The following is a 19,224-nucleotide window of genomic DNA, read 5'->3' on the forward strand; positions in this document are numbered from 1 at the left end:
AACTGGTTACGGGATCGGCGAACGCCCGGGCGCGCGGCGGGAGGCCCCTAGGCTCGTCGGACAACGCCGTCCGGGTCGCCCCGGTGCGGATCCGGGTGAGAGGAGTCCAGGGTGCCTTCCAAGGAGTACATCGAGGCGGTCGGCGAGGTGATCGACGCGCTCGGTGTGGCGGCGATCGTCATCGGCATCGTGGCGGCCACGGTCATCGCGGGGTGGCGCCTGCTCAGCCGGCAGCCGGACACCTATCGGCACTTCCGCCGGTTCCTCGGTCGGTCGATCCTGTTGGGGCTGGAGATCTTGGTGGCGGCGGACATCATCAAGACGGTCGCGGTGACCCCGACGCTGGAGAGCGTGGCGGTGCTGGCGGCGATCGTCGTGATCAGGACCTTCCTCAGTTGGTCGTTGGAGCTGGAGATCTCGGGCCGGTGGCCGTGGCAGAAGTCGAGGGCCCCGGAGGCCAAGCCCCGCGACCCCGCCGCGTCACCGGTGCCGTCCGACTAGCGTCACCGACGCCGGACGGTGATCCGCCCGCCGCGACGGGGTGCGAACGCGACCCCCCGCGAATGCCATTTCTCGTCAGGCTCGGTCGTGGGGACGATCTCGTACATGCTCAGCACGGTGCGCAACACGACATCCATTTCCATGGCCGCGAACGCCGCCCCGATGCACCGCCGGGTCCCGCCGCCTAACGGCAGCCACGCCGGCGGTGGCGTGGTGCCGAGGAAGCGGGTCGGGTCGAAGCGTTCGGGTTCGGCGAAGTGCGTGCTGTCGTCGTGCAGTAGCGAGATCGCGACCAGCACGTTGTATCCGCGCGGGATCCGCCACGGGCCCAGGTCGAGCTGCGGGACCTGCACGTTGCGTCCGGCGAGATCGATCACCGGCCGGCTGCGCTGGACCTCGAGGATCGTGGCGCTGCGGTAGTCGGTTCCCCCGGCATCGACCTCGGCGACCAGCTCGCGTAGCACCGCGGGGGTGCGGCTGAGCCGCTCCAGCGCCCAGGCGAGTGTCGTCGCCGTGGTCTCGTGCCCGGCCACGAGGAGTGCGGTGAGCTCGTCGCGGATCTCGTCATCCGTCATGGACGATCCGTCGTCGTAGGTGCTCTGCAGCATCATCGCGAGGATGTCGTCGCGCTCGTCGAGCCGGTCGTCGCGGCGCCCCCGGGTGATGAGGGCGCCGATCGCCTCGTCGTACACCGTCTTGTATCGGGTGAACCGGGCGCGCGGGCCCACTGTGCCGAGCCGTACCGGCAGCTCCGGGGTGATCACCACCGCCGAGCCGGCCTCGACCATGGGCGGGATGACGCGGCGCAGGGTGTCGAGCTCGTCGTCCCGGGCGCCGAACACGGTCCGGAGGATGACGTCCAGCGTGATGCGGGTCATCGAGGGCATGGAGGCGAACGGTCGGCCGGCGACCCACGAGTCGAGCTCGCGACGGGTCTCCTCCTCGACGATCGCCTCGTAGGCCTTGATGCCTCTGCCGTGCAGTGGCGGGGTGAGCAGTTTCCGGCGCCGGCGGTGGTCGGTGCCCTCGAGCGCGAACATCGAGTTCTCCCCCAGGACCCGGCCCAGGTTGGGGTCGACGTTGGTCAGCGACTCCTGCGGGGCGGTGAACAGCTCCTTGGCGAGCGCGGGGTCCGAGATCACCACCGCGCGATCGTAGATGGGGAGGTGCACGGTGAACGCGGTGCCGTACCGCCGGTGCAGTAGTCGGAGAGTCTCCCGCCGGGCGATCCCGAAGCCCACCCCCTGGACCGGCCTGGGCAGCCGCGGCCCGGGTGGGAGGTGGGGGGGCGCGCTCGTCCTCGGTGGGATGTCCGTCGCCAGCGGCGGGAGCCGACCTGTCCGTCATGCTGTCCATGGCATCCTCGGCCTCGGATGTGGTGCGGGCCCCGCCAGCCTACGTTCCGGGATCGCCGTGATGACGGGGTAAGTGCGACGACGACGAGGTGCACCACTGCCGCCGGAGACCCGCCGTCTCCTCGCCCGGCCGAACCGGCCATCCGGCCCGCCAGCCGCGACGAACCCCTGTCATGCACTCCGCCTCGCAGTCCCCTCGGCCCGCCGACTTCCCACTGACGGCGGACAGCTCTGACGTTGAAGGGCTGTGGGCGGGCTCTTCACACGACGACCCCGAGCTCGCCGCCCCCGGGCACTGCGCACCCGAACAGACTGATCCCGAGCGCCGCGACTTCCTCGCCGCCATGCGCGCGTCGTGGGACGACTGGGTGCCCGTCGCCACCACGGGCTGGGGCGCGGTGGTGCTCATCGCCCCGTTACTCGCGGTGCACGCGCTGGTCTGGGCACTGGGTGGGCGCGGCCCCCGCTAGGGCATCGCACACACGCTGATCCACGTTGCGCAGTATCGAGCGTCTGGTCTAGACCTTCCTTCTGAACTTGGGACCACCGAGCAAGTCGTTGATGCTGCGTCCCTGTGAATCCTTCCATTCGGCGCGTCCGCCAGCCGTCCGTCCCGCGACCAGACATGCAGCAGACGAAACGCTCCTGAAGCGACAGTCACGAGTGAAGACATAGCGACCTGCTACTTCCCGAATTATCCCTCGGGCCAGCAAGTCTCGCCGAATCGATCGTGATTCAGCGGGCATCGACTCAAGCGTGGCCTTACGAGCAGCTGATCCTGCCTTCACGATGATGGTGTCCCCGTCCCAGTCCGCTCGAGCCGAGTAATACGGGCTCTCCAAGGAGAGCCTGATCGGCGGCGCGAAGTGGGCCTCCCCTCCTGTACTGGCATCGTCGTTGGCGCTCGCGCCCCGCCTCTCTCGCGCGTCGGCCACGTCGGACCCACTCGATGGACCCGTGGACTTGATCGTGTTGCCCCTGTGCGGTTCGACACCAGCTTCAATCGCTAGTGCGTGAACCTTCTCCCACAAGTTTCGAACTCTCTCGGAAACTTCACGACCACTGCGGTTGCCCATGGCGGTTAGCAGGTCCTGATGAGAACCAGGACCGAGGCCACTTTCGGCCTCCCTCTCGAGAACGAGCCGGAGGTTCTGCATGAGCTGGGCGTTGTGGCCACCGAACTCGACTATCACCGCATTCGTCCACAGCTTGCCTGCGACCGTTTGATCCGAGATCTCTTCGTTGGCCGCGATGACTGAAACGGATTCCCAGCGTCTGCCTTTCTTGAACTCAGACACCGTGACGACGAATACCTCGGAAACGTGTTGGCGCTCGCGGTTGTACTTACGAACAGACGCCTGGGGCACAACCGTGACTGCGCAATCGCCGAGATCTGACCAAAGGGTTCTAACTCCTGCGAGCGCTCGGGTGTGCTCTTCATGATCAACATCGGGAGGTTCCGGCATAGAACCAGGAGAAGCAGCTACAACCGGATTGGTCGCTTCGACGGGCCCCGCCTTCTCGCTACCTATCCGATCTCGATCTGCCTGCTCCGCGCTCTGGCCGTCTCCATTCGTTTCCTGTTCGCCCGCTTGAGTCATTTCCAGGGGGTCGTTCTCCCACGTGTCGACAACCCCAGTCCCATCGAGGCGGTAGACGATGCCGTCGTCGGCGCTGCCAGCCGAATTGTGTTCGACCAGCAACTCGCCCTCTTCCAGGTAGATGCGGAAGAAGTGGCCACTGCCCGTCAGATCGAATTCGATTTCGCCACCGACCTCCGCGATAACGGCGACCTGAGGTGCTCGGAATCGCGGAACGGCATCCTCTTTTGTAATTTCCGCCAAGAGCTTATCGAGCCTATAAGTCAGGACTCGAAAAAGAGCCACCTCCACTTCACGGTTCACCTTGGGTGCAAGGGCCCCAACTAACTCGGAGCGACCATGGAGTATCGCCAAGTCGACAGGTAGCCATCCTCTGGCATCCGCTAGCGATCGCCAAGCCCCGAGCGCAATGAGCCTCTCGACTACCTCTACATCGGCTCCGTTGATTGCTGCTTGGTGCAGTGGAGCCACCATTGATACTCCACCCGGGCGCCAGGTGTTTACCAAGCTCCTTGATCTCACATCTGACGAATCGAGGGTCTCGAGAACTGCTTCCCAGTCACCCACCGCTGCAGCATCAGCGAGTTGGTGATTTCCCGCCGCGAGTTCGGCATCCAGAATCCCCGGCCAAGAGGGGCGGGTAACCGCCACATCTTCGATCTCTAGATCGAAGTGATCCAAAGCGAATCCGTAGAGAAGGTCGTCGCGATCTCCACCAGCGGGCAGCAACTCGACCAGCGCGCGCACGGCCTCACCACACTGGAAATCATCACGCACAAGACTCAAGCGACTTAGTGCCAATCCGCCAGCAGGGTTGCTGCGGATAATCTCGGCTTTGCCGAGCGGAACATCAGGCGGCACATCCGAAGCCCACCACGTTGATGCTCTTACTGCCGACCAGGCATCCGCGGAGTCCGGTGCAGCATCACCATCCGCGAACGGCGCCAAGTACTCATCGAGGTGGGCTTGTTCGGCGAGATACCTGGTAGTCGTATCGTGGCCAATCCTGGCACGGGAGATCGCCCATAGGAGCAGGACTGCAAGCTGCCGTTTCTCCTGCTCTGGCAGATTTGCCAAGTCCAGACCATTCAGCGGCGAATCGGGGGAAGGCCCACCATTTGTCATAGAGTGAAAGCTATCAACTCGGTCCGACTTCAAGGATCCGCATTCACAGGGACGTGGGCGGAGCCCACTCCTCACGCAGGTATCGGATGGGAGAGTTTCCCCGTCGAGTCCGCGCCGGGGGTTCGTTCCTCCATCGGACCTTTCATCTCTGCCGAGCCAGTCGCCACAGGATCGTCCGCTCCTGTGAGCGTGCCGCGTGGAGTGGGTCGGCGTCGTCGGCCGCCCGTGGGTGGCGAGGCGTCGTCTCGTGCGCTCCCAGAACCGTCAGCCCGGCGTCGGCGATGCGCTGCAGGAGTTCGTCGCGGCTGCGCAGCCCGAGCTGCTCGGCGAGGTCGGACAGGATCAGCCACCCTTCGCCCTGCGGCGTGAGGTGCTGCACGAGCCCGTCCAGGAAGCGGTTGAGGACGTCCGAGCCCGGGTCGTAAATTCCCTGCTCCAGAGCGGACGTCGGACGACCGGGGATCCATGGCGGGTTGCACACCACCACGTCGGCCCGCCCGGAGTCGCCCACCACCTCGTCGTCGTCATCGTAAGGCCACAGGTCGGCCTCCACCACGTCCACCCGGTCCGCCGACCCCAGCCGACCCACGTTGTCGCGCGCGCACTGCACGGCCCGCGGGTTGACGTCGGTCGCCACCACTGTCCGGGCCCCGCGCCGGGCCAGCACCGCGGCGAGCACGCCGGTGCCGGTGCCGATGTCCCACACGATCGGATCCTCGATGCCCTGCGGCCAGGGGGCGTCGGCGACCAGGTCGATGTACTCGTCGCGGGTGGGAGCGAACACGCCGTAGGCGGGATGGATCCGGGCCCCCAACGCGGCCACCTCGATGCCGCCCAGGTGCCACTCGTAGGCACTGATGACGCCGAGGAGCTCGGGCAGCGAGACCAGCGTCTCCCGACCGGTGGAGTCGTTGCCCGCGTCGGTCGGCGGCCCGAAGGCATGGGTGCAGGCGTCGCTCACGTCGGGCGCTCGGCGCAGCCGAACCGAGTAGTCCTGCTCCAGTGGGATGAGGACCTTTCCCAGCGTCTTCGCCCGCTGCGCGCGTGCCTTCCGGTTGGCGAGGAACACGTCGCCGGGGTCGGAGCTCTGCGGCGCCCGGGACGCCCTCTTCTGCAGACGCCGGTCGAGGGCGCGCATGAGCTGGCGTGCGTTGTGGAAGTCGCCCCGCCACAGCAGGCCGGTGCCCCGCCGGATCATCCGTAGCGCCTTGTCCGCGGCGATGTCGTCGTGGATCACCACGATGTCCCGCGGTGGCGGCGCGCCGTTCTCGGAATGCCAGCCCGCGGTGAGGTCCTCGCCCTTCTCGCGCCAGCTGATGGTGGTCGCAGGCGACCAGGGGGCGGCAGGAGAAGACACGTGAGTCCTTCGGACGGGCGCGCACTCGACCGTGGGGAGGAATGACGCGCGAGAGCCAGTTGCCCGCGAACCGGGCCGCACCCAGTGTCTCAGCTCCGCCGCCGAACGCTCACGGCCAGTCGACCTCATACCCCTCGGCGCGCGCCGCGTGCAACTGGCCCCCGCTGGTGAAGTAGCCGTCGGTGTAGGTGGCCGTGTCGGACGGGATGCCGTGGGCGAGGGCGTACAGCTGGGCCGCGAGATCGTCGGCATCGAACGCGCCGGAGCTGTCGCGATGGGGGGTGATGATCGCGGTCCTGTCGGCGAAGACCCCGCGCGCTCCCTTCAGCGTGATTCGGCGGGCGCGGTAGTCCCCGGCGCGAACGTACGCAAGGGCCTGGCGGAGCACCGTGTCGTAGCGGGTGCCGGTGATGGGTGTGGCGATGTCCATGGCCGAGATCGTCACACCTCTCGACGCGGCACTCTCCCGTGCCACGGTCCCCGGCACGGGAGCCTGTGAGCAGGCGCGGGCCCTGTGAAATCCGTGACATCGCAGGCCGACCTCTGGAGTGGTCCCGTCGGGCAGTCGTGGGTGCGCAACGCGCTCGCGTACGACACGATTCTCGAGCCATTGGGGCGCGCGGCGCTCGACCACCTGGGCCGCGGCCCACCGCAGCGGGTGCTGGACATCGGACGCGGGACCGGGACCACGAACGAGGCCACCCTGAGTCGTGGAAGCCGCCCGGGGCGTAGCGCCGTGTAGGCGCCCCACCTCAGGACCAGTCCACCTGGTCCAGTGGGATGGCGGAACCGTCTGACTGCTCGAACTCCTCCAGTCGCTGCTGGGCCAGGGACCTGTCGTAGGGCAGCTTGTCCAGCGTCCAGGCCCAGTTGATCCGCTCCTGCTCCAGGCGAACCCGCTCGCCGAAGCGATCGGAGACGAGGTCGTCGTAGACAGCGGCCTCGTCGGCGGCGAGCCGGTCGAGCACTGCGCTGGTCGGGGCGTTCTCGCGGCCCCACCGGTCGCGATGGGCGTCCAGGGTCTCCGCGTCCATCAGGAAGGACCGGGTCTGCGGGAGGTGGGTCCGCAACCGATGAAGGATCGCGAAACCGTGCGTGTCGAGGTCGCCCCAGTAATGCACCGCCGCGTCCTGCAGCGCCGCCCAGCGCCCGAGTCGCGCCACGTCGAAGCCCTTGCCCCAGATCACCACCCCGTCGGCGGGCACGGGCAGCGTGAGATAGGTGATCTCGTTCTCCACCACTACGGCTGTAGGGAATCGTATGTCGAGATCGTCGAGCTCGCCCACCCGCACGCTCAGCTCCGACACGGGGACCGGGGCGACGGAGGCGGCGAGGCGGATCCGCACGTATTCCGGTTTGGTGCGCAGCCCGAGGTCGGTCAGGAACGGACCGGCCTGCCGGGATACCCCGAGCAGGTCGGCGAGCACCGACCTGCGGGTCTCCACGAACTTGGTGTCCACGCCCGGGGCGTCGATCTGCCGCAGGTACTTCCCGCTCCGCCGGGCCGCATCGAGCCACCGGTAGGCCGTCAGGAGCTGCGACCACTCCGCGTGGTGGCCAAGCGCGGGGACCGGCCTCGCGCGCAACCACTCGCGCACGCGCTGGTCTGGGGCCGAGAGCATCATCTGCTCGAAAGCAGATACCTGCCCGCGGACTCCGAGCAGGTCCCATGCCTGTTCCAGCCGAGAGACCACGGCATGCGTCGGGATCTGGTTGCGCCCAACCGCCCGGCCGCCGATGGTCTTGTACCGCAGCTCGTAGCGCGACCCGTCGCGGCTGCCTGCCTCGAGCGCCCCAATCCAGTCCTGGACCTCTCCGAGCCGGTCTCCGACCTCGGAGACCCGGGGCCCGCTGAGCGGCACCTCGAGGGGCGCCATCGGTTCACCCAGGGCCTGTGTCCGGAGCAGGGTGCCGTCGTCCCACCGGCGACGCACCTTCGCCCGGACGGTGTCCGGGGTGGCCCACTGTTGCCCGCCGGCGGCCATCAGGCCTCGCCGCTTTGCCGGTGGTACTCCTCGGTGGACATCATGACCAGGCGTGAATACCGCCCCTCGACATTGTCGACGTAGCCGATGGACCGGACGTACGGCGCGATCACATGCACCTTCTGCAGCGGCGTCACGATGAGCAACTGGATACCGAGTTTGGCGAACAGCTCAAGTGCGTAGCGGGTGGAGGCATCGGATCCGCGGCCGAACGCCTCGTCGATCACCGCGAACCGGAAGTCGCGGGCCTTGTCCGCGCCCCATTCAAGCCCGAACTGGTACGCCAGCGAGGCGGCGAGGATCGTGTAGGCGAGCTTCTCCTTCTGCCCGCCGGATTTTCCGTCCGAGTCGCGGTAGTGCTCCCACTCCTCGTCGGTCTCGCGGCCACGCTCCGAGGCGGAGAAGGTGTACCAGTTGCGCACGTCCGTGACGCGGGATCGCCAGGTCCGGTCGGTCTCGCTGTGCCCCTCGCGACCGCGGAGGCGCTCGAGGATCGCGCGCACGTCCTGGTAGCGCCGTTCGGAGTACTGGTCGTCTCCGCCGCCGAGCGCGTCGTCGGTGACGGCCCGCAGGTCCGCGCGGAACTGCCGCACGTCCTGGTTGACCGTGTTCTCGCGGTCCAGCCGGATGTATCTCCCGGGATTGAAGTCGATCGCCCCGAGCGCCTCGTTGATCTTCTCGACCTTCTGCCCGATCTCGTCAGCCTGGCGCAGGAGCCAATTGCGGAAGCCGGCAAGCTCGCGAATCGTGTTCTTGCGCAGCTGGTCCTCGAACTCGTCCACGAACCGCGGCAGGTCGTCGCCGGCCACCCGGTCGTGGAACCGCACGTATTCGTCGCGCGCTTCGACGGAGGCGTCCATCTCGGTGGTCTGCTCGGGCCACCGCCGCCGGATCTCGGCCATGGCCTGCTGGATGCTGGTGGTGTAGCCGTTGAGTTCACGCTGGGTGCGGTCGGTCTCGGAGTCGATCGCGTCGGACAGCGCTCGCTCTTGCCGGTGGGCCTCGTCCGCGCTCGTCGCCACCGCGCGGCCCTGCCGGTCGCGCAGGCGCGGGTATACGGCCCGGGCCGCCTCACGGATCGCCTCGTCCAGCTCGTCGAGACCGCGCTGGTCGTTCTGCATCTGTTCGGTCTCGTGCTCGATGCGGCTCTGCCACCGACTGTGCTTGTCCGCCAGCGCTCGTTCGTCCGCTCCCAGGCCCCGGACCCGCTCGTCGACGTCCGCGAGACGTCGGTCGATCTCGGCGAGCTCGCTGCTGCCCTCGACCAGGCGGCGTCGCTCTGCGTCGGCGGCCTCAGCGCGGGCCCGGGCCTCCTCCCAGTCCAGATCCCGCCACGACGGGTAGTCGGCCAGGCGCGCGAGCGCGGTGTGCCGTGCGCCCGCCTCGTGCTGCTCGCGGGACGCGGCCTCGAGCCGGGTGCCCAGCTCGGCTACCGCGGAGTCGAGCTGCGCGCGGCGCTCCTGCAGAGCGGCGACCTTCTGCTCGTTGCGCCAACCCAGCACCCAGCCCCGCGGGTCGGACGCCGACCGCCGGTCGTCCTTGACGTGCCGGTCGCGGGACCGGACCTGCCCCTCGCGGGTCACCGCGCGGTCTGCGGCCCGGAACTCCTCGAGGGTCTCCGCGCAGCGGTGGTCCGCGCGGGCGAACAGCTCTTTGTACAGGTACCCGCGTAGGGGCGTGTCGGCGATCTCGATGGTGTCGGCCAGCAACAGACCCTTGATCTGTGGGCGCTGGAGCGAGACATGCCTGTCCGGGACGCGCTCGTACTGCAGTCTGACGCCCACCGTGCGCCCGTCGGTGCGCCGGGCGGTCAGACGACGGTCGTTGACCCACCGGGCGACGTCCGCGTAGTGCCGCTGAGGGACCAGCAGGGACACGGCGAATCCGCGCAGCACGCGCTCGGCGGCGCCGCGCCACTGCGCGTAGTCCTCGGACACGTCGAGCAGCTCGCCCGCGAACGGCAGGTCCGCCTGGTCCACCCCGAGCTCCGCGCAGAGTTCAGCGCGCAACTGGAGCTGGTCATCCGGGAGGTTGCTGCGACGGCCCGCGAGACTGGCCAGCTCCTCCTGCACCTCACGCAGCTGCTTCTTCTGTTCCCCGTGCTCCAGCACCAGGGCGTCATGCTGGCTCCTGAGCTCGGCGGCCTCGGCCTCGAGCTCTGCCCGTCGGCGGGCGACGTGGGCCGCGAGGTCGGCGAACCCCGCGGAGTCGCCCACCGGGTCCAGTCCGGCCCCGGCCACGGCGTCGTCGAATCTCTCGCGCCGGCGAAGCCGCTCCTCGGCCTGCTCCCCCGCCTGCCGGGCCTCGCGCTCCAACTCGCCCACGCGGTTGCCGCCGGCCTCGGCGCGCGCGGTGACCAGCTGATCGCCCTCGGCGGCCAGGTCTGAAGCCTCGGCCCGCATCTGTTCCAGTCGGGCGGCCGCGGCCTCGACGTCCGCGTCGATCCGGTCGATCTCGGCCTGCCGCAGCTCGATCCGCAGCTCGGCGAAGTACGGGCGGATCGCCACCCGTTCCTCGTGGAGACTCCCCCGACGTTCGAGCGCGGCGTCGTACTTGTTGATCGACTGGACCAGCGGTTCCAGCGCCTCGAGCTGTGCCCGGGCCCGCTGGACGGCGTCGTAGGCGCGGGTGAGGTCCTCGAAGTGCCGGATGATTCCCTCGATGCGCTCGGACGCATCGGCCGGCTCGAGCATGTGGGTGCGGACGAAGTCGTTGAGGTCGCCGACGGCCTTCATGGAGATGGTCTGGTGGAACAGTTCCATCGCCTGCTCGGAGCGGATCCCCAGCAGGCGGCGCATGGTGCGCCCGTAGGTCGGGAAGTCCTTCTCCACCGTCGCCCCTCCGGAGCGCAACCGCTTGAGCAGGACATTCAGGTCCGAGCCGAAGTCGGTGAAGTCGGCCTCGATCGACAAGGCCCTGTCGGCGGTGACGAAACGACGCCACGGCTGGCCCGTAGTGTCCTGCTGCTGGAACACCTGGGCGAGGGTCACCTCGTCGCTGTATCCCTCGTTGACAAAGACGCCGAGGATCACCGAGTACGAACGCCGGTCCCGCAGCGCCACCGGGCGGACACTGCCGGTGGCCTCGTTGCGCTCGGTTTTGTGATGGCCCTCGACGTACGACCGGAGGGTGCGCTCCTTGCGCGCGGCGCCGGCGGCCTTGTTGTAGTCGATCCGATGCGACGGGAGCATGAGGGTGCTCACCGCGTCGACCAGCGTCGATTTGCCGCTGCCGATGTCGCCGGTCAGCAGCAGGGTCTCGCCGCCTGGATCCAACTGCCAGACCCGGGAGTCGAAGGTCCCCCAGTTGAGTACCTCGAGCCGGGCCAGACGGAAGCCGGGGCGTCCGCTCGCCTCCAATTCGACAGCGGAGAACAGGCCGTCACTCATCGCCTGCCTCCGCATTTCCCGCTCCCGCGTCGGCGTACTCGGCGAGCTTGGCCGAGAAATCGGACAGGGTCTCGGCGTCCACGTAGGCCTTGAGGATCCTGCGGACCTCCCAGGTGTCCTTGCGTCCCCGGAGTTGGCGGAGGAAACCCATGGTGACCAGCCGGTTGATGGAGGTGTCGACCTGCTTTAGCGTGCGGGCCTCGTCGGTGCTGCGGGCCAGGAAGAGCTGGACCGTCTCCACGATCTCCTCGTGGGTGAGCACCAACTGGCCCTGGTCGCCCGCCGACTCGAACTCCACGAGCCTTTTGCGCAGCAGCACCAACAGGAGGCTGTCGGAGTAGGTCAGCGCTCGGCGTCTGATCACCCGCGGGAGCGGCTCTTCGCCATCGGGGGTCTCTGCTGTGCGTAGGTAGGCGTACCCCTCGTCGTCGTCGATAACGACGTCCAGTCCGACCACGGCGAAGTGGTCACGCACGGCGCCCCGGTGACGCAGGAGGTCACCCCACGCGTCGGATTCCTGGTAGACGACTCCCTGCATGAGTCGGATGGCGCTGGTCGCGATCGCGCGTTCCTCCGGTGTCACCGGCGCTTCACCTCCACCCGCGGCATGCGCGCCCGCATCGTTCGTCCGGCCTCGTCGTACTCGATCACCGTCTCCTCACGCTCGTCGGTGGTCACCTCGAGCTCGTCATGATCCAACGCCAGGTAGCCGACGAGTTCCGCGGCGCCGTGCTCGACCGGGTACATATCGATGATGTCCTCGAGCAGTGCCGTGCCGCGCGCCGGGATGAGGGAGCGCAGTCGGGCGGCGAGCCTGGCGGGATCGACGATCACCTGGTCGGTCAGCACGGAAGTGTCCACGTCCTCCTGCTCCGCCGGCGGCAGGAGGCTGTCCACCTCGGCGGCGGGCCGCACACTGTGCAGGGGTCGTTCGGTGGGCAGGGAGATCTCGACGCTCGTCTCCTCCAGCTCCAGCCCGAAGCCGGGTGAGGCGCCGTCACGCAGACGCAGCGCGGTGCCCTCGATCTCGCGGACCAGGTCCAGGACGCGACGGTTCTCCAGCCAGATCTGGTCGTCGGTGAACCGGCGGAGTTGCTCGGAGATCTGCCGCACCGTCAGCTGGGTGCGTTCGGCGGCCTCGGCCCAGCTGTGGTGCACGGTGCGGATGCGGCGATCCGCCCCCAGCTCGTCGATCGACGTGAGCCGCTCGAGGAGCGTCGACAGTTCCTCCTGACTGGACGCCGACAGCAGCAGGTCGTAGAACGCTTGGAAGCTGCGTCCCTGGTCGGAGGAGTCGATGCGGCTGCGCCCGCTGACGAGCTCCGCCAGCAGCTCACCTTTGCTCCCCTCCCAGGTGGCGATGCGTTCGCGGGCGGACCGGTCGAGCGCGCGGAAGTTTTCCTCGACCTCGCGGAAGTCGGCGAGCAGCTCGCGGGCGGTGGAGGCGAACTGTTGGTAGCGATCGCGCACGGCCGTCATGTCGAGCAGTCCGGCCTCTGGGTCCTGGTTGATCTGTTCGATCTCCCGCTCGATCTCCCGCTTGCGCCGCTCCAGCTCGTCCAGCCGCACCGCCGGGTCGGCCTCGGTGCCCTGAGCGATCTGCCGGAGTAACTCGACTGCGGTCTGCAGCCTCGATTCGGTTCCGACGAAGGACCGCTCGGCCAGGCTCTGTACCCACGCGTAGGCCTTCTCCAGCGCCGGGGTGGCGTCGTAGTGGATCTCGTCTGTGCCCAGCGGGTAGAAGCGCCGCAGAAACCCGGACTCGGGCGCCGCCCATTCGGCGAGGTAGTCGGAGGCCGATCGCGGGAACCGCGGATGGTCCGGATCGTCCGCGTTGAGCGCGTAGAGCTGATCGTCCAGAGCGTCGATGAGATGCCCCTCCGGGCTCGCGCCTCGCCCCTCGTCCACGAAGTAGCGCCCGAGGAACGACAGCAGCAGCGGCGCGTGGGTGGCGCGCAGCATCCGCCAGGCGGGGTGCCGCTCGCGCAGCGCCTCGATCTGGGCGTAGTCCACGCGGTCTCCTCGGGTCTGCGGTACTCGGGTCGGGGTTCCTCGGTGCCGACAGTCTAGGAGTGGCCTCCGACACGGCGCCCATGAGGCTGGCGCGTAAGAGCGCCTTGCCCACAACCCCACCACGTATATACTCTGTATATTCGTCTCAGGAGGAAATTGTGGCGAAGCGACTCATCAGTATCCCTGACGATGTGGACCGTCGACTTGCAGAAGCCGTCCCCTCCGGGCAGATCAGCGGCTTCGTCACCGAACAGATCAAGCGCGGGCTTGACGAGCAGGGCCTGCGCTCTATGGATGACGCCATCGCCCATATCGCCAGAAACAGCAAGCCGCTACTGGACCGTCTCGGGAATGTCAGTGATCTGGACGCCTGAGATCATCGACATTTTCCGGACCTACGCGGCGATCTACCCTGAGCATCCTGAGGTGCGTGACACGGGGCTTCTGCAGAGTTCGGTCGATCGGCCCCGAACGACCCTGTTCGGGACCGAACAGTATCCAAGCATCCACGACAAGGCTGCATCGATTCTCGACTCGTTCTGCCGAAATTACTCACTTGTGGACGGCAACAAGCGATGTGCGTGGATCGCTGTCGAACTGATCTACTTCCGAAACCTCGGGGCGATATGGGTGGCCGGCGATGTCGCGGCCTACGATCTGGTGATCCGCGCAAGCGATTCCCACCTCGATGTCTCCGACATCGCTCACGACTTGCGGGCAGGATTCAGCCAAACTCAGAGCTGACCCCGAAGTATCCACTCACGCCAGTCCCGAACGTGGACTCTGATTGCCTCCCCTTCTCAAGTTATAGCTGGTAGGGGCCTTGCGGCAATACCCCGGTGGGGGCGCACACTTGCGCAATGTCCCCCGAGACACCCGGCATTTTCGCCCTCCCCGACCACCTCGCCCACAAGGCCGACCCGGCGCACATCGCCGACGACGAGCGCCACCTCGCCGCCATCTCCCACGCCCTCGACCAGAAGGTCGCGTTGCTCTCCGCCCGTCTGGACGCCCGCCGCCGCGACCCGGCCGGCCGCGGCGCACAGACCATCGAGCGCGACGCCGACATCCGCCGCCTGGTCGCCGAGCTCGCCACGCTGCGCCGGTTCGGGCTGGACGTATGCATCGGCCACTACACCGTGGGCATTTCAGACCCCGCCGACCCGAGCCCCACAGCACCCGAGGCCGCGCCGGTGTACGTGGGCCGCATCGGCCTCACCGATGCGGCCGGCACTCCCCTCCTCGTGGATTGGCGCACCCCGGCCGCGGAGCCGTTCTTCGCCGCGACGCTCGCCGATCCGAGGGGCGTGACGTACCGCCGTCGGTACCGGTGGTCGGGCGGGCGCATCGTGGGCTGCTGGGATGAAGTCTTTGGTGACGACGACGAGGTCGCCTCCCACGTCAGCCCCGACGACCTCTCGGCGTTCGTCTCGAGCTTGTCCGAGGCGCGGACCGGCCGAATGCGCGATGTGCTCACCACGATCCAGGCCGATCAGGACGCCAGCCTCTATCGCCCCCATCAGACCTATGCCGCACTCTGTCCAACGCGGGCGGTCACGTTCGCCGTGGCTTGAGTTGTAAGACTCTCGGTGCCGGTCGACGCACGAGCGCTGCTGCACGACCTCGGCATCGTGGTTATCGAATGGGCTGCTCTCGTCGGGGCCCAGCGCTCACGACCTCCGATAAAGGCGCGACACCCCCGTCCTGTTCCAACGCCCAGAACTCGAATCCGCTGACGTTGGTCACCTCGAGAAATCGTGCCGCCTCATCGAGCGAATCAAATTCGTGCACCCCATCGATCTGGACGGTGCCGTCCTCGGTGACCACGGCATCGACGACCCACTCCGGGTCGACCGGGTCCAATTGATCACCTGGGATGAGATAGCCCTCGTCGAACAGTGTCACCAGGCTCACCTCGTCGTAGGTCACCTCGTCGGGGATCTCGTTGGACAGCTCGGGATGGTGAAGTCCGTCTCGGGCCAACTGCTCGAACGCGTCGCGGATGACGACGGCGATCAGTGTGCGGCGCTGACCCAGGAACTCGTCGTAGGGCAGCAAGTGCCACCCTGCGGGAAGGGCGTGCCAGTAGTGCTGCTTGGCCAGCCAGTCCTCGTCAGAGTCTCCTCCGCGCTCACGAACGAGCTCGGGCCAATACTCTGCGGGGGCGCGATCAGAGATGAGGATATTGGTCTGCCAATCGGTCGGTGCAAAGTTCGCGACCTGATTGATCCGCTTGGTGTCCACGATGCCCAGGACCGATTCCTGGTACCGGCGGGGGAACAGGTGGTGGCCTTCCTGCCCCTTGATCGCCGGGATGGTGGGATCCATCCACTCGCGCACCTTCATCCGCAGCATGAACATCTCGGCGTCGAGATAGTTGAGCGCGGCGAGATAGCACTGATAGACGGGCGAGAGCTTGTAGCTTGAGGACACTAGCGCCTGCGGTGCGTTGAACTCCCAGTAGTCCTTGGTCACGGTGATCGCGATCGTGTGGTCGACGAGGCGCGCGAATGCATCCGCGTCGCCCACCGGGACCTCCGCGAGCATATCGAGGTCCTTCTGGATCTGGGACTCGCTCGAGCCGGTGTACCTACCGGTCAGCTGCGACATGAAGAACCAGCGCGCGATGAGGGTCCGCAAGCGGGTGAGTTCGACGGAGAATCGAGTACGGCCGAGCAAAAACAGAACGTAGCTTGCGACCAGATTCATGTTGGACGTGATGCCCGAGTGCGAGCGGAATCCGGCGGCTTGGATCGACCGTATGAACTCGGTCCAGTTCACCCTGTCGGTCACGATCGGCAGGGCCTGGCGTAACTTGTCGAGTTCGCGTTCTTGCTTGTCGCCGTCAACCTGTCCGGTTGCGCGGTCCTTGGCCTGGAGATTCGCGTACGCGTCTATGAGTTTCGCGCGGTTTTGCCCGACCGCCACCATGGCGCGCACGATGTGTCCAGTTTCAACGGCCAAGTAAGGATTCTTGGGGGTCCAGGTGACCCGCTCCCCGGCGATCTCGGAGGCGCGTTCGGGCGTCATCCGGGAGGCGCGGGCGAAGTGCTCGATCTGATCACGCCCCTCCGGCCAGAAGACGCTCAACCAAGTAAGGATGTAGTCGTACGCCTTGAGATTCATCCCCTCGGAGTTGATGCGGACAAAGATGTCTGCCACCAGCCGCTTGTCCACGTCCTTCTGGATATGAACTACCTCAAACTGGTACTTCCTCAGGTCGTCGAGCTTGCCGAACACCCCTCGGAGCCGACGTTTCTGATCACGGTCAAGCTCGCGCCCGGCCTCCTCGAACCCATCGATGAAGTCTTCCTGCGCATCGATTGGGGAGCTGAACATGTCGGCGACGTCATTGACCCATTCGATCGACCGCGCCGTGGCCGCTGTGGCGACCTCAAATCTCTCGGTGAAAGGATGAAACGCAATCTTGATCGACTTCTGCCGGTAGTTGTCGTCCTGGACGGTCAGGCCCTTCATCGCCGCGTAGAGACTGGTCAACCGTTGCTGTCCGTCGACGATCTGGTGACTCGCGGTGATCTCCGACGACGTCGAGATCGCGCGCGTCGAGTCGTTATCTGAGACGTCCCAGAACATCAGCGTGCCGACCGGGTAGCCGCGGTACATCGAGTCGAACAGATCACGCACTTTTGTGCTTGACCACACGAAGGGGCGCTGGAGGTCGGGGAGGCTGATGCTCCCCTGCTGTACTCCAGACACGAGCTGTTCGACCTGCCACGACACGGTCTTGAAAATGGCGGCCCACCAGCGACTCCTCACTAGATTCTTGCTCTGGCAATACCGGGCAGCCGAGACGCACCGGCCACACAAAGATCCTAACGATCCCGACAGCGAACGTTCATCAGACGCGTCGGCGCCGCAGGGGTCAGTCCCCCGGTGTGGTGGAGTTTGAGGTGACGACGGTGTATCCACCAGCCGGGGAGTGGGCCACATCGACTGCTGCACGCCAGCCGAGACCATGGAGGCCACCGCTCCGGCGATCGGGTCGTGCGGCCCGACACGAACGTGCCCGAGTCGGTGCGCCAAAGCGGGCTCCCCATCCACGACGACCGCATCGACCGGGGCTGAGACACGAGAGGTCAACGAGTGGATCGCCACTCACTCCGAGAGTCTGTCCGCCATCATCTGTGCGCCCGGGACAAGTTCTCCGGACTTCAGCGGTTCGGGCCGCATCCGTTCGCTGACCCCCGCACAGGCCAAGGGACTCGAATTCGACCTGGTGGTCCTTGTCGACCCGGGTTCGGTTGGGTCGGGCGTCACCGGTGCAGTTGACCGCTATGTGGCGATGACGCGGGCGACGCAACAGTTGGTCGTCCTCAGGTCGTAGATCTTCTCCCGGCCCGCGGCCTCACAACTCGGACGCCTCCCTCAGCGCTGCGTCCGCGATAGGTCGCTTGAGCAACTGCTCGGGGAAGATGTCGATGTCCTCGCGACCGAAGAGCGTACGAACTTCCTCCAACAAGCCGGAGGCTCGCATGAGGAGGTTGCCGTCGGCTGGGTCCATATCGACCACGATGTCCACGTCGCTCCCGTCATTCGCAGTACCACGGGCGACTGATCCGAACAGCATCGGATTCGTCGCAGCGTACTTGGCAAGGAGGGCTCGGAACTCGTCTCGACGCGCCTCGATGAGCTCACGCAGGGCGAGCGATTCGGGAGTCGGGGCGGTGCTCGGCACAGCCTCAGGATATCGGCTGCACAGACTGACCAAAGACCCATTCGGTCTACCGCCCTTGCCGCCGTCGCGGGTATTGCGCGAGGCCGCTGACCAGGGGCGCCCTGAAAGCATCGTTCAGGGCATCCCTGGTCAGACGCGGTTTTCAGCTTTCCGGGATAGCGCGCGCCGCAATCGTCTCTCATTGCTTTCGCCGCCCGCCTCCGCTCGTTGGTAGATCGGGGCCCTGAGCGCGGAAAGCACTCAAGCCCGGCTCCCTCTCGGGAACCGGGCTTGGTACGTGGTAGCGGGGACAGGATTTGAACCTGCGACCTCTGGGTTATGAGCCCAGCGAGCTACCGAGCTGCTCCACCCCGCGTCGATTGCTTCACCGACAGTACGTGCGACCGTTCGAAGCTCCAAATCGACAGACGAGTGGACGGGCATCGCTGCGCCCTCGCCGGCGGTCCAGGCGGCCGGGCGGGCGCATCGTGGAGTAGTGGGATGAGGTTCTTCGCGACGACGACGAGGTCGCCTTCCACGTCAGCACCGACGGCCTCGCGGCCGGTCTTGGATACCGTCGACTTCCGAATACATTCCGAATACGCTTGGCGTATGCCCATCCCACCGAACCACACCCCGGGGGTTCGCCGGTCGTCAGATCTGAGCAAACACTCCGCCGAGGTTTTCGCCGAGGCGGAGTTGCACCCGGTCACGGTTACCCGCCGCGACGGCGAAGCGTTGGTGCTGATGACGCAGCGCGAAGCAGAGGATCGCTCTCGACTCTTGGAATTCGCGGCGCAACTCATCACGGTCGCACTGGATGGCGAGGGGTCGCTCGCGGAGCGGATGGCGAAACCCTTCCCGTGGATTCTCGCGCTGTCCCCCACAGACCAAGAGGCCTGCGCGCAGGATCTGATGGATGCCGCGCGTGCCTCATTCTCTACCACACAACCACACCTGGCGATTGCTGAACTGACGTCGTGGAAGGAAACTGCAACGGCTGTCGCTGCCGGGCTCGGCCACGCCGACCTCGAATGGCTCGACGTGGATGAGTCCGTAGAGCGCCCCTGATCGTGTCTGCGGCGACGAAGGGTGTGCTCGGCACAGTCCTCCGAGGCGGAACCGCGCACGAGCGCTGGCAGCACAAGCCGACGGCTAAGGGCACTGCGCGCATCTGGTTCTACGTCGATGAACGCACGGTCTACCTGGAGCAGATCCACACG

At 66.8% G+C, this 19,224-nt stretch carries 16 protein-coding genes and 1 tRNA gene; 6 read left to right on the plus strand and 11 right to left on the minus strand.

All coding sequences use genetic code 11. The annotated features are described in order from the left end of the window. Positions 1-111 precede the first annotated feature (111 nt). Positions 112-501, plus strand: coding sequence for a DUF1622 domain-containing protein (locus tag OVA21_RS09360; protein ID WP_096905149.1), 390 nt, complete (start codon positions 112-114; stop codon positions 499-501). 2 nt (positions 502-503) lie between these two features. Here OVA21_RS09360 and OVA21_RS09365 read toward each other — a convergent pair whose 3' ends face one another. Continuing rightward, positions 504-1,811 carry a cytochrome P450 gene (locus OVA21_RS09365; protein WP_442778949.1) on the minus strand — a complete coding sequence of 436 codons (1,308 nt, stop codon included), beginning with the start codon at positions 1,809-1,811 and terminating at the stop codon, positions 504-506. Positions 1,812-2,029: 218 nt separating this feature from the next. Between OVA21_RS09365 and OVA21_RS09370 the strand changes: the two genes are divergently transcribed. Continuing rightward, on the plus strand, positions 2,030-2,326 hold the full coding sequence (locus OVA21_RS09370; protein ID WP_096905148.1) for a hypothetical protein: 297 nt from the start codon (positions 2,030-2,032) through the stop codon (positions 2,324-2,326). 48 nt (positions 2,327-2,374) lie between these two features. Here the strand turns inward: OVA21_RS09370 and OVA21_RS09375 are convergent, their stop codons facing one another. The 7 genes from OVA21_RS09375 to OVA21_RS09405 form a co-directional block, all read right to left on the minus strand. Further along, the gene (locus tag OVA21_RS09375; protein ID WP_268092317.1) at positions 2,375-4,582 is read right to left on the minus strand and encodes a DUF4357 domain-containing protein; all 2,208 of its coding nucleotides are present in this window, start codon (positions 4,580-4,582) and stop codon (positions 2,375-2,377) included. Between the two features lie 142 nt (positions 4,583-4,724). Then, a complete protein-coding gene (locus OVA21_RS09380; RefSeq protein WP_268092319.1) occupies positions 4,725-5,939 on the minus strand; it encodes a class I SAM-dependent methyltransferase in 1,215 nt (404 codons plus the stop codon). A 109-nt stretch (positions 5,940-6,048) separates the two neighbouring features. Beyond that, positions 6,049-6,369, minus strand: coding sequence for a hypothetical protein (locus OVA21_RS09385; protein WP_268092320.1), 321 nt, complete (start codon positions 6,367-6,369; stop codon positions 6,049-6,051). A 322-nt stretch (positions 6,370-6,691) separates the two neighbouring features. After that, positions 6,692-7,924: a Wadjet anti-phage system protein JetD domain-containing protein gene (locus OVA21_RS09390; protein WP_268092321.1), complete on the minus strand. Its 1,233-nt coding sequence runs from the start codon at positions 7,922-7,924 to the stop codon at positions 6,692-6,694. Next, entirely contained in the window at positions 7,924-11,313 is a 3,390-nt protein-coding gene (locus OVA21_RS09395; protein ID WP_268092322.1) for an ATP-binding protein, read from the minus strand. Before OVA21_RS09395 ends, OVA21_RS09390 begins: the two co-directional genes overlap by 1 nt. Continuing rightward, on the minus strand, positions 11,306-11,896 hold the full coding sequence (locus OVA21_RS09400) for a DUF4194 domain-containing protein (protein ID WP_268092323.1): 591 nt from the start codon (positions 11,894-11,896) through the stop codon (positions 11,306-11,308). The genes OVA21_RS09395 and OVA21_RS09400 overlap by 8 nt, the downstream gene beginning before the upstream one ends. Then, entirely contained in the window at positions 11,893-13,326 is a 1,434-nt protein-coding gene (locus OVA21_RS09405) for a DUF3375 domain-containing protein (protein ID WP_067712882.1), read from the minus strand. Before OVA21_RS09405 ends, OVA21_RS09400 begins: the two co-directional genes overlap by 4 nt. Positions 13,327-13,484: 158 nt before the next feature. Between OVA21_RS09405 and OVA21_RS09410 the strand changes: the two genes are divergently transcribed. The 3 genes from OVA21_RS09410 to OVA21_RS09420 all read left to right on the plus strand — a co-directional run bounded on the left by OVA21_RS09410 (position 13,485) and on the right by OVA21_RS09420 (position 14,900). Beyond that, complete coding sequence (locus tag OVA21_RS09410) at positions 13,485-13,700, plus strand: hypothetical protein (protein WP_067712880.1); 216 nt, start codon at positions 13,485-13,487, stop codon at positions 13,698-13,700. Next, on the plus strand, positions 13,678-14,070 hold the full coding sequence (locus OVA21_RS09415) for a type II toxin-antitoxin system death-on-curing family toxin (protein ID WP_067712877.1): 393 nt from the start codon (positions 13,678-13,680) through the stop codon (positions 14,068-14,070). The genes OVA21_RS09410 and OVA21_RS09415 overlap by 23 nt, the downstream gene beginning before the upstream one ends. Before the next feature lie 116 nt (positions 14,071-14,186). Further along, on the plus strand, positions 14,187-14,900 hold the full coding sequence (locus OVA21_RS09420) for a hypothetical protein (RefSeq protein ID WP_067712874.1): 714 nt from the start codon (positions 14,187-14,189) through the stop codon (positions 14,898-14,900). A gap of 61 nt (positions 14,901-14,961) precedes the next feature. On the opposite strand, the gene OVA21_RS09425 is transcribed toward OVA21_RS09420, so the two are convergent. The 3 genes from OVA21_RS09425 to OVA21_RS09440 form a co-directional block, all read right to left on the minus strand. Continuing rightward, on the minus strand, positions 14,962-17,067 hold the full coding sequence (locus OVA21_RS09425) for a GmrSD restriction endonuclease domain-containing protein (RefSeq protein ID WP_268092325.1): 2,106 nt from the start codon (positions 17,065-17,067) through the stop codon (positions 14,962-14,964). A 625-nt stretch (positions 17,068-17,692) separates the two neighbouring features. After that, the gene (locus OVA21_RS09435) at positions 17,693-18,022 is read right to left on the minus strand and encodes a nucleotidyltransferase family protein (RefSeq protein WP_067712867.1); all 330 of its coding nucleotides are present in this window, start codon (positions 18,020-18,022) and stop codon (positions 17,693-17,695) included. Between the two features lie 278 nt (positions 18,023-18,300). Further along, positions 18,301-18,377: transfer RNA gene (locus OVA21_RS09440), tRNA-Met, on the minus strand. A 236-nt stretch (positions 18,378-18,613) separates the two neighbouring features. On the opposite strand from OVA21_RS09440, the gene OVA21_RS09445 reads away from it, so the two are divergent. Next, positions 18,614-19,072: a prevent-host-death protein gene (locus tag OVA21_RS09445; protein ID WP_067712928.1), complete on the plus strand. Its 459-nt coding sequence runs from the start codon at positions 18,614-18,616 to the stop codon at positions 19,070-19,072. Positions 19,073-19,224 lie beyond the last annotated feature (152 nt).

Origin of the sequence: Dietzia sp. SL131, from assembly GCF_026672565.1 — a bacterium.
GTDB lineage: Bacteria > Actinomycetota > Actinomycetes > Mycobacteriales > Mycobacteriaceae > Dietzia > Dietzia kunjamensis.

What these genes read in the sequence shown, in the direction of transcription:
- OVA21_RS09370 (WP_096905148.1), top strand. Translation starts at nt 2,030, where the DNA reads ATGCACTCCGCCTCGCAGTCCCCTCGGCCCGCCGACTTCCCACTGACG.
- OVA21_RS09375 (WP_268092317.1), bottom strand. Translation starts at nt 4,582, where the DNA reads ATGACAAATGGTGGGCCTTCCCCCGATTCGCCGCTGAATGGTCTGGAC.
- OVA21_RS09385 (WP_268092320.1), bottom strand. Translation starts at nt 6,369, where the DNA reads ATGGACATCGCCACACCCATCACCGGCACCCGCTACGACACGGTGCTC.
- OVA21_RS09390 (WP_268092321.1), bottom strand. Translation starts at nt 7,924, where the DNA reads ATGGCCGCCGGCGGGCAACAGTGGGCCACCCCGGACACCGTCCGGGCG.
- OVA21_RS09395 (WP_268092322.1), bottom strand. Translation starts at nt 11,313, where the DNA reads ATGAGTGACGGCCTGTTCTCCGCTGTCGAATTGGAGGCGAGCGGACGC.
- OVA21_RS09415 (WP_067712877.1), top strand. Translation starts at nt 13,678, where the DNA reads ATGTCAGTGATCTGGACGCCTGAGATCATCGACATTTTCCGGACCTAC.
- OVA21_RS09420 (WP_067712874.1), top strand. Translation starts at nt 14,187, where the DNA reads ATGTCCCCCGAGACACCCGGCATTTTCGCCCTCCCCGACCACCTCGCC.
- OVA21_RS09445 (WP_067712928.1), top strand. Translation starts at nt 18,614, where the DNA reads ATGCCCATCCCACCGAACCACACCCCGGGGGTTCGCCGGTCGTCAGAT.